Genomic DNA, 10787 nt, shown 5'->3' with positions numbered 1-10787 from the left:
GGCGCCGGTGGGTTGTTCGGGTGTCGCGTCGTCTCGCGCCCTTCGGGCGCACTGCGGCGGGCTGCGGGTGGGTGGGGGTGCGGGTTCAGGCGCCGGAGCGGGTTGCCTTTCCGTTGGCCTGGGGTCTCGTTGCCGTCCGCGGGTATGGATGGCCGCTTCCACGCCTACTGCCGGTGGTGGGCGCGCCCGCCGTTACCTGCGTCCGCGGGTATTTCGGGGTGCTGCAGGGCGGTCGGCGGGAGATCGGGCTCGCTTTCAGCGGTATAGCCGTCGGAAGAGGGCCCGATGTCGGATCGGGGAAGCACCCGCAGGCGCCGGTTACGGCGGGCGCGCCAGCTACGAACAGTGGGCGTGGTCACCGGTCATCTGCACCCGCGGACGGCAACGAGACCTCCGCCGAGGGAGAGGCAACCCGCTCCGGCGCCTGAACCCCAGCCGACCACCGGGCCGCACGCTGCACACAAGGCAGGCCCCCACCCTCCCGTCCGCAGCCCGCCGCTGTGCGCCCGAAGGGCGCGAGACGACGCGAAAGCCGAACAACCGGCCCGGCACCCACCGGCCCCGGCCCGGCCCCGGCCCTACACGAGGCTGTCGCGCCAGGCCTGGTGCAGATCGGCGAAGCGGCCCGCGCCCGAGACGAGTTCGTCCGGGGTGCCGTCCTCCACGATGCGGCCCTGGTCCATCACCAGGACCCGGTCCGCGATCTCCACCGTCGACAGCCGGTGCGCGATGATCACGGCCGTGCGGCCGCGCAGCACCTCGCGCATCGCCTGCTGCACCGCGCGCTCGCCCGGTACGTCCAGGGAGGAGGTCGCCTCGTCCAGGATGAGCACCGCGGGGTCGGCGAGCAGCGCCCGGGCGAAGGCCACCAACTGGCGCTGGCCCGCGGAGATGCGGCCGCCCCGCTTGCGTACGTCGGTGTCGTAGCCCTCGGGCAGCGCCGCGATGAAGTCATGGGCGCCGATGGCCCTCGCGGCCGCCTCGATCTCCTCGCGGGTGGCCTCCGGGCGGCCGATGGAGATGTTCTCGGCGACGGTGCCCGAGAAGAGGAACGCCTCCTGGGTCACCATGACCACCCCTCGGCGCAGTTCGGGCAGGGCCAGGTCGCGCAGGTCCACCCCGTCCAGGGTGACCCGGCCGTCGGTCGGGTCGTAGAACCGCGCCAGCAGCTTGGCCAGCGTCGACTTGCCCGCGCCGGTGGCGCCGACCACCGCGACCGTCTGCCCGGCGGGCAGCCGCAGGTCGAAGCGGGGCAGCACCTCGCCGCCCGTGCGGTAGGCGAAGCGGACCCCCTCGAAGACGACCTCGCGGCCCGGGATGTCCTTCTCCGTGGCCGGCAGCGCCCGCGGCGTCTCCGGCTCGGGCACCGACGGCCGCTGGGCCAGCAGACCGGCGATCTTCTCCAGCGAGGCGGCCGCCGACTGGTAGGAGTTGAGGAACATGCCGAGCGGGTCGATCGGCGCGTACAGCCGCCGCAGGTAGAGCACGAAGGCGGCCAGCACACCCAGTGCGAGGGAGCCGGAGGCCACGCGGTACGCGCCCCACAGCACCACCAGCGCCACCGAGGTGTTGGCGATCAGCCAGGAACCGACGGTGAAGCGGCCCATCTCCAGGATCGCGTCGCCGTTGGCCTGCCGGTGGGCGGCGTTGAGCTCGTCGAACGCCTCGTCGTTGGCCTTCTCGCGGCGGAAGGCCTGTACGGGCCGGATGCCGTTCATCGTCTCGGTGAAGCGCACGATGACGGCGGCGATCGCCGCGGAGCGGCGCGTGTAGACCTTCGCCGACCGGCGCCGGAAGATCCGCACCGTCACCACCAGCGGCACGGCCGTGGCGAGCGCGAACAGGCCGAGCCCCCAGTCCAGCCACAGCAGTACGGCCGAGATGTACAGCACCGACAGCCCGACGTTCAGCAGCTCCTGGAGGCCCTCGGTCAGCAGCTCCCGGATCGACTCCACGTCGGAGGTGGCGCGGGCGATGATCCGGCCCGAGGTGTACCGCTCGTGGAAGTCCAGGCCGAGCGCCTGGGCGTGCCGGAAGATCCGGCCGCGCAGGTCGACCAGCACGTCCTGGCAGACCCGGCCGGCCTGCCGGATGAACGAGCGCTGCAGCAGACCGCCGACGACGGCGCAGCCGATGTAGCCGACCGCCACCGCGATCAGCGGGCCGTGGTCGTCGCGGCGCAGCGCCGGGATGGCCCGGTCGATCGCCACGGCCACGATCAGCGGGCCCGCCTGCACGGCCGCCTGCTGCAGCAGAAGGAGCACGGCCGCCAGCCACACGCGCCGCCGGTGCGGTCCGACCAGTTCCCGCAGCAGGGCGCGTGACGCCCCCTCGGGCGCCGGCAGCCGGTCCTGGTCGAAGGGGTCGTCCGCCCGGCCGTCCCGGCCCTCCTGAGCCTTCCCGGTGTCCGGGTGCCCCGCCGGTTCCTCCTCGGCCGCCTGCTCGGCAGGCTGCGACTCCGTGACGGAGGTCATCGGGTGCTGCTCCCTTCGAATTGCGGGCGGTCCGGCTCGGCGGGCGTGCTCCCGTCCCGGCCGGACATCAGGCGGCGGTAGGCCGCGGAGGAGGACAGGAGCTCCTGGTGGGTGCCGACCGCCGTGATCCGGCCCTCCGACAGCAGCGCCACCCGGTCGGCGAGCATCACCGTGGACGGGCGGTGGGCTACCACCAGCGCCGTGGTGGTGGCCAGGACCTGCCGCAGGGCCGCCTCGACGAGGGCCTCGGTGTGCACGTCGAGGGCGGACAGCGGGTCGTCCAGCACCAGGAAGCGCGGGCGGCCGACGACCGCGCGGGCCAGCGCGAGCCGCTGCCGCTGACCGCCGGACAGGCTCAGGCCCTGCTCGCCGACCTGGGTGTCCACACCCTGCGGCAGCTTGTGGACGAAGTCGCACTGGGCGATCTCCAGCGCCCGCAGCAGGTCCGTCTCGTCGGCGTCGGGCGCGCCCATCAGCACGTTCTCCCGGACGGTGGCGGAGAACAGGGTCGGTTCCTCGAAGGCGGTCGCGACCAGGGAGCGCAGCGCCGCCCGGGTCAGCAGCGCCGCGTCGGTGCCGTCCAGCGTGATGCGGCCGCCGGTCGGCTCGTACAGCCGTGGGATGAGCGAGGTCAGGCTCGTCTTGCCGCTGCCCGTGGCGCCGACCAGCGCCACCGTCTCGCCGCTGCGGATGTGGAGGTCGATCCCGGTGAGCAGGTCGGGGGTGCCCTCGGGGGCGTCGGGGTAGCGGAAGCGGACGGCGCCGAACCGGATGCCGTCGGCGGGCCGCCCCTCCTCGCCGGAGTCCGTTCCCGCCGCCGTTCCCGTGCCGGTCTCCGGCGGGACCTCGGTGTCCAGGACCTCGAAGACACGGTCGGCGGCGGTGGCCGCCTCGTTGCTGAAGGACAGCAGCCAGCCCAGCGACTCCACCGGCCAGCGCAGCGCGAGCGCCGTGGAGAGGAAGGCGACCAGGGTGCCCGCCGACAGGTCGCCGTCGGAGACCTGCACCACGCCGAGGACCAGCGCCGCCCCGAGCGCGACGTCCGGCAGCCCGACGATGACCATCCACAGGTCGGCCAGCAGCCGGGCCTTGCGCAGTTCGGTGCCGCGCAGCTCGCGCGACTGCCGGCGGAAGGCCTCGGCCTGGCTGCGGTGGCGGCCGAAGGCCTTGATGATGCGGATGCCGAGCACCGACTCCTCGACCAGCGTGGTCAGGTCGCCGACCTGGTCCTGCGCTGCCCGGGAGGCGAGCTGGTAGCGCGACTCGAAGTACGAGCAGAGGATCACCAGCGGCACGACCGGGACCAGCAGGATCAGCCCCAGCGACCAGCGCTGCACGAACAGGATGCCGAAGCCCGCCACGATGGTGGCGGTGTTGACCACGAGGAAGACCATCGGGAAGGTCAGGAACATCCGCAGGATCTGCAGGTCGTTCGTGGCGCGCGAGAGCAGCTGCCCCGATCCCCAGCGGTCGTGGAAGGACACCGGCAGCCGCTGCAGCCGCCGGTACAGGTCGGCCCGCATCGTCGCCTCGAGACCGGCCATGGGCCGGGCCACCAGCCAGCGCCGCACGCCGAAGAGCCCGGCCTCCAGGAGACCGAGCAGCAGCACCAGCCCGCCGCCGAGCCACACCCCGGACGGGTCGTGGTGGGCGACCGGGCCGTCCACGATCCACTTCAGGACCAGCGGGATCAGCAGTGCCAGGCAGGAGGCGACCACGGCCACGCCCGCGGAGCCGAACAGCCGGTGGCTGACCGGCTTCACGTACGGCCACAGGCGCAGCAGCGAGCGCACGGCGGATCGGGAACGTTCGGGCTCGGGTTGGTTGGTCGACTCAGGCATCGTTTCAGAGACTACGTGGCGCCGCCGACAACGCTCATCCGGATTTTCGGCCGAGGTCGCGCACGGCCGGCACCGCGAGCAGCGCCACGCACACCAGCAGGGTCACCGCACCCCCGGCGAGCAGCACCGGGCGCGCCCCGAACACGCCCGCCGCCGGCCCGGCGAGGGCCTGTCCGACGGGCAGCATGGCGACCGATCCGGCGACCTCGTAGGCGTGGATCCGGTTGAGGATCTCGCCGGGCACCTGGGTCTGGACGCTGGTGGCCCACATCACACTCCAGAACGCCCAGGCCGTCCCCGCGACCAGCACCGCCGCCGCGACCGCCGGCACCGGCAGCCCCGCGCCGACCGCCGCCGGGTAGAGCGCGAACCCGAACAGCGCCACGGCCCCGCCCCGCAGCGGCCGGGCCGGCCGCACCCGTATCGCCAGCAGCCCGCCGAGCGCGGTGCCCGCCCCCAGCGCGGACGAGACCAGGCCGTACGCCTTCGGGCCGTGCTCCGGCAGGATCTCCCCGGCGGCCAGCGGGGTCACCGGGCCCATGACGAGGATCATGAAGCCCATCCAGATGACGATCACCGACCACATCCAGGTACGGGCCCGGAACTCCCGCCACCCCTCCACCAGGTCGGCCCGGAAACTGCTGCGCGCGGCGGCCTCCCGCGCCTCCCGGGCGGTGCGCCCCGGCAGCCGGAGCAGCAGCAGGCAGACGGCGCTCACCGCGTAGGTGCCCGCGTGAACGGCGAACACCCCGCCCGCCGAGGTGAAGGCCACCAGCACTCCGGCGAGCGCCGGGCCGGCGAGCGCCATCAGCGACTCGGCGGTGCGCACCACCCCGTTCGCCTCCTGGACGTCCCGGGCCACCTGGGGCACCGTGCTGGCCACCCCTGGCTGGAACATGGCGCCCGCCACGCCGTTGACCGCGCCGATCACGCAGATCTGCCAGAGCACGACGTGGCCGGAGAAGAAGAGCCAGGCGGCCAGCGACTGCGTGCCGACCCGCGCCAGGTCCGCGCCGATCATCAGGCCGCGGGCGCTGAACCGGTCGGCGAACACCCCGCCGAGGACGACCAGCCCGGCGAAGCAGGCGGTGAAGGAGGCCATGGCGTAGCCGATGTCGCCGGCGCCGTAGCCGTGCTGGAGCAGTCCCGCCGACAGCGCGACGGGCAGCATCGAGTCGCCGAGCATGGCGACGCTGCGGGCGGTGAAGTACAGACTGAACCCCCGTGACCACAGGCGGTCCCGGGGAACGGCCGGCGTGTCGAGGCCGGAGGCGCACGGCGGCGAGGGCGGAGTCGCGGAGGTCACGGACGACGAGTGTGGACTGGACCAATCGGCCGAGTCCACACCTTTGCCGCCGCGTCTCGTCCCTCAGACGGCGCGCAGCAGCAGCACCGTCCTCCCCGGCACGGTCAGCGCCCGCCCGCCGCGGTGCCGGCTCCCCGGCGGTTCGGCCTGGTCCTCCCGCGAGGTGTCGAGCAGCAACTCGTACTCCCGGGCCCACGGCCCGCCCGGCAGGGTGAAGCGGACCGGGCGGTGCGAGGCGTGGAAGACCGCCAGGAAGCTGTCGTCGGTGACCGGGCGGCCGCGCGCGTCGCGGTGCGGGATGTCGGCGCCCGACAGGTACATCCCGAGCGTGGACGTGGGGCCGTACCAGTCGGCGTCGGTCATCTCCCGCCCCTGCGCGGTGAACCAGGCCAGGTCCCGCAGCCCCTCGGCGGACTGCGGCCGGCCGGAGAAGAAGGCCCGCCGGCGCAGCACGGGGTGCGCCCGGCGCAGCGCGATCAGCCGGGCGGTCAGTTCGCGCAGCGAGGCCCAGGCAGGCTCCTCCGGCAGCGACCAGTCCAGCCAGCTGATCTCGTTGTCCTGGCAGTACGCGTTGTTGTTGCCGCCCTGGGTGCGGCCCGCCTCGTCGCCGGCCACCAGCATCGGCACGCCGGTCGACAGCAGCAGGGTCGAGAGCATGTTGCGCAGCTGGCGGCGGCGCAGCTCGCCCACGGCCGGGTCGTCGCTCTCGCCCTCGTGGCCGCAGTTCCAGGCCCGGTTGTCGTCGGTGCCGTCGCGGTTGTCCTCGCCGTTGGCCTCGTTGTGCTTGCGCTCGTAGCTCACCAGGTCACGCAGGGTGAAGCCGTCGTGCGCGGTGATGAAGTTGACCGAGGCGTACGGCCGGCGACCGCCCCACGCGTACAGGTCGCTGGAGCCGGACAGCCGGTACCCCAGGTCGCGCACGTCGTGCCGGCTGCCGCGCCAGAAGTCCCGGACGGTGTCGCGGTAGCGGTCGTTCCACTCCGTCCACAGCGGCGGGAAGGCCCCGACCTGGTAGCCGCCGGAGCCGACGTCCCAGGGCTCGGCGATGAGCTTGACCCGGCGCAGCACGGGGTCCTGGGCGATGACGGCGAGGAAGGGGGAGAGCATGTCGACGTCGTGCATCGACCGGGCGAGCGCCGCGGCGAGGTCGAAGCGGAAGCCGTCGACGCCCATCTCGGTCACCCAGTAGCGCAGGGAGTCGGTGATCAGCCGCAGCACCTGGGGCTGGACGACGTGGAGGGTGTTGCCGCAGCCGGTGTAGTCCGCGTAGCGGCGCGCGTCGCCCGCCAGCCGGTAGTAGCCGCGGTTGTCGATGCCGCGCAGGGAGAGGGTGGGCCCGAACTCGCTGCCCTCGGCGGTGTGGTTGTAGACGACGTCCAGGATCACCTCCAGCCCCGCGTCGTGCAGGGCGCGCACCATGCGCTTGAACTCGCCCACCTGCTGCCCGCGGGTGCCGGTGGCGGCGTAGCCGGCGTGCGGGGCGAAGTAGCCGATCGAGTTGTAGCCCCAGTAGTTGCGCAGGCCCCGGCGGAGCAGGTGGTCCTCGTGCGCGAACTGGTGCACCGGCAGGAGCTCGACCGCCGTCACGCCGAGGCCGGTGAGGTACTCGATCGCCGCCGGGTGGGCCAGCCCGGCGTAGGTGCCGCGCAGTTCGGGCGGGATGCCCGGGTGGCGCATGGTGAAGCCGCGCACGTGCAGTTCGTAGATGATGGAGTCGGCCCAGGGCGTCTTGGGCCGGCGGTCGTCCGTCCAGGGGTCGTCGTCGTCCACCACGACGCCCTTGGGCACGTACGGGGCCGAGTCGCGGTTGTCCCGGACGGTGTCGGCGACCGCCTGCTCCGGCCAGTCGCGGACGTGGGCGTACACCTCGGGGGGCAGCGTGAAGTCGCCGTCGACCGCCCGCGCGTACGGGTCCAGCAGCAGTTTGGCCGGGTTCCAGCGGGCACCGGTCCACGGGTCCCAGCGGCCGCCCACCCGGTAGCCGTAGCGGTGGCCGGGCAGCACCCCCGGCACGAAGCCGTGCCAGATCTCGTGGGTCAGCTCGGTCAGCGGGACCCGGGTCTCGGTCCCCTCGTCGTCGAACAGGCACAGCTCCACCGCCTCGGCGCCGCCCGCCCACAGGGCGAAGTTCGTGCCCGGGCGCCCGTCCGGGCCGGTGTGGAGGCGGGCCCCCAGCGGCTGCGGGCTGCCCGGCCACACCACGGCGTCCCCGGCGGGCCCGGGCACCGCAGGGGCGGTCTCCGGGCGCGGCAGCGGCACGGCCACGGGGGCGGTCCGGTGGCCGTTCGGGCGCAGCTGTCCGGCCCGGTCGACCGATTCGTCCTCGCGCGTCTCCGACACGTGCTCGCCTCCTGCGGCTCGGGGGACGCCGGACCCGGCCGGCGCCGGCCGTGCCCGTGCGCGGCGCGGTGTCCCTCCGCGCGCGCGTCGCGCCCTCCCGCTTTACCTTCCCGTTCACCCTGCGGCGTCACACGCGTGATCGATCGGACGCATCGCAGACGTTTCCCCGGGGCCGTCCGGTCGTTGACCGAGCGTGACGACTGCGGTGCGGCGCGCTCTGCGCGCGGGGGCGGGGCTTGCCACCGCCATGTGGCTGACGGGGATGCTGACGGCGTGCGGGCTGGGGTTCGGGCCCGCGGACAGCGGGGCGCCGGCCGACGACACCCCGAAGGTGTCCGAGGCGAGGATCAGGATCACCCCGGTGGACGGGGCCGAGGACGTGAAGGCGGACGACCCGCTCACGGTCGAGGCCGAGGACGGCCGGCTCACCTCCGTCAACGTCGAGGACGGGGACGGGGAGGTGGTCGAGGGCGTGTTCACCGCCGACCGGTCGCGCTGGCACGCCAGGTCCCGGCTGTCGCTCTCGGAGAAGTACACGGTGGACGCCGTCGCCGAGGACACGGGCGGCCGGCGCGCCGCCAAGCACGCGGTGTTCACCACCCTCGTCCCCAAGAACACCCTCATCGGCTACTTCACCCCCGAGGACGGCCAGACCGTCGGCACCGGCATGATCGTCTCCCTGGACTTCAACCGGCCGGTCGCCGACCGTGAGGCCGTCGAGCGCGCCGTCGGCGTCACCTCCTCGCCCGCGGTGGAGGTCGCCCCCCACTGGTTCGGCGACCGCCGCCTCGACTTCCGTCCCCGCGAGCGCTGGGTGCCCGGTACGAAGGTGACGCTCTCGCTGCGGCTGCGCGACATCGAGACCGCCCCCGGTGTCTACGGGGTGCAGTCCAAGGACGTGACCTTCGATATCGGCCGGGACCAGACCAGCACCGTGGACGCCGCCGCGCACACCCTGACGGTGAGCCGCGGCGGGCAGGTCACGCGCGTCCTGCCGATCTCGGCGGGCGCCCCGTCCAACCCGACGTACAACGGCGCGATGGTGATCTCCGAGAAGCTCCGGCTGACCCGGATGAACGGGGACACCGTCGGCTTCGGCGGCGAGTACGACATCCCGGACGTCCCGCACGCCATGCGGCTCACCCGCTCCGGCACCTTCGTGCACGGCAGTTACTGGGCCGCACCCGGCACCTTCGGCGCGGCCAACACCAGCCACGGCTGCGTCGGCCTCTACGACGTGAAGGGCGGCGGCACCGCCACCCCGGCGGGCTGGTTCTTCGCGCACTCGCTCGTCGGCGACCTCGTCACCGTGGTCAACTCCCACGACCGCACCGTCTCCCCGGACAACGGCCTGGGGGGCTGGAACATGTCCTGGGAGCAGTGGGCGGCCGGCGCCTGAGACCCGTACCGTCGACTGGGACGGAACGGTGACAAAACCGGGATCCCCAACACCGGTTCCGTGTGGTTCGCTAGCGCAAGGTGAGGGGGACTCACACGTGGGCAGCGGGCCACGGGCCGGTTTTGGGGAGACGACAGTTGAAGGCGATACAGGGCGCGCCGGGCGCGAGGCGGACCACCTTGGCCCTGGCGGTGGGGGCGATGCTGCTCCTGGTCAGTGCGTGCGGGGGCAGTGCCAACGGCGACAGCAAGGGCGGCGACAAGGCCAAACCCGGTGCCTCGGCCTCACAGGGCGGCAAGGGCGACACGACCGAGTCGCAGGCCGTCGTCACCATCGCGCCGGAGGACGGCGCCGACGAGGTTGCCACGACGGGGGACCTGAAGGTCACCGCCGGCAAGGGCAAGCTGACCTCGGTCGTGGTGAAGAGCGGCAAGGGCGACCCGGTCGAGGGCAAGATATCCGCCGACGGCGGCAGTTGGGAGCCGACGGAGACGCTGGGCGCCTCCACCGAGTACTCGGTGGACGCGATAGCCAAGGACGGCGCGGGCCGTGAGTCGGCGAAGCACGCGAGCTTCACCACGGTCACCCCGAAGGACACCTTCATCGGTTTCTTCACCCCCGAGGACGGCCAGACGGTCGGCGTCGGCATGCCGGTCTCGCTCAAGTTCAACCGGGCGATCACCGACAAGAAGGCGGTCCAGGACGCGATCAAGGTGACCGCGAGCCCCTCGGTGCCCGTCGTCGGCCACTGGTACGGCGACCAGCGCGTCGACTTCCGTCCCGAGAAGTACTGGGCCAAGGGCACCAAGATCACCCTCTCGCTGCGGCTCAACGGCGTCGAGGCCGCCAAGGGCGTCTACGGCACCCAGTCCAAGGACGTGCACTACACCATCGGCCGCAGCCAGGTCAGCATCGTGGACGCCGCGAAGCACACGATGAAGGTCTACCGCGACGGCAGCCTGCTGAAGACGGTCCCGATCACCTCGGGCGGCCCCGGCACCACGACCTACAACGGCAAGATGGTCATCACCGAGCGGTACAAGGTGACCCGCATGAACGGCGACACCGTCGGCTTCGGCGGCGAGTACGACATCAAGGACGTGCCCAACGCCCAGCGGCTGACGACCTCCGGCACCTTCATCCACGGCAACTACTGGGCCTCGCCCGGTACGTTCGGCAACGCCAACGTCAGCCACGGCTGCGTGGGCCTGCGGGACGTGCGCGGCGGCAACGGCAACACCCCGTCCTCGTGGTTCTACAACAACTCGATGATCGGTGACGTCGTCGAGGTGAAGAACTCCCACGACAAGACGGTGCAGTGGTGGAACGGGCTCAACGGCTGGAACCTGCCGTGGAGCGAGTGGACCCCCGCCTCCTGACGCGCCCCGTGAGGCACGTCGCAGCGTAAACGGGCGTTCACGGATACC

The 10787-nt window shown here is 72.9% G+C and carries 6 protein-coding genes; 2 read left to right on the top strand and 4 right to left on the bottom strand.

Annotation, left to right across the window (positions count from 1 at the left end):
* Positions 1-578: 578 nt before the first annotated feature.
* From ACZ7MY_RS16375 to glgX, 4 genes are all read right to left on the bottom strand, one after another.
* Positions 579-2474, bottom strand: a complete 1896-nt coding sequence (locus ACZ7MY_RS16375; protein WP_499602381.1) for an ABC transporter ATP-binding protein — start codon at positions 2472-2474, stop codon at positions 579-581.
* Entirely contained in the window at positions 2471-4315 is a 1845-nt protein-coding gene (locus ACZ7MY_RS16370; protein WP_499602380.1) for an ABC transporter ATP-binding protein, read from the bottom strand. Before ACZ7MY_RS16370 ends, ACZ7MY_RS16375 begins: the two co-directional genes overlap by 4 nt.
* 34 nt (positions 4316-4349) lie before the next feature.
* Positions 4350-5549 (bottom strand): MFS transporter, encoded by a 1200-nt coding sequence (locus tag ACZ7MY_RS16365; protein ID WP_499602753.1) that lies wholly within the window; start codon positions 5547-5549, stop codon positions 4350-4352.
* A gap of 135 nt (positions 5550-5684) precedes the next feature.
* Complete coding sequence (glgX, locus tag ACZ7MY_RS16360) at positions 5685-7961, bottom strand: glycogen debranching protein GlgX (RefSeq protein ID WP_499602378.1); 2277 nt, start codon at positions 7959-7961, stop codon at positions 5685-5687.
* 262 nt (positions 7962-8223) lie between these two features.
* Here glgX and ACZ7MY_RS16355 point away from each other — a divergent pair, with 262 nt between their 5' ends.
* The gene (locus ACZ7MY_RS16355) at positions 8224-9360 is read left to right on the top strand and encodes a L,D-transpeptidase (protein ID WP_499602751.1); all 1137 of its coding nucleotides are present in this window, start codon (positions 8224-8226) and stop codon (positions 9358-9360) included.
* 200 nt (positions 9361-9560) lie between these two features.
* Positions 9561-10739 carry a L,D-transpeptidase gene (locus ACZ7MY_RS16350; protein ID WP_499602749.1) on the top strand — a complete coding sequence of 393 codons (1179 nt, stop codon included), beginning with the start codon at positions 9561-9563 and terminating at the stop codon, positions 10737-10739.
* Positions 10740-10787 lie beyond the last annotated feature (48 nt).

The sequence above is a fragment of the Streptomyces sp. NPDC111520 genome, from assembly GCF_055635295.1.
Note: the sequence above shows the minus strand (reverse complement) of the source record. Positions and strands in the feature narration are given on the sequence as shown.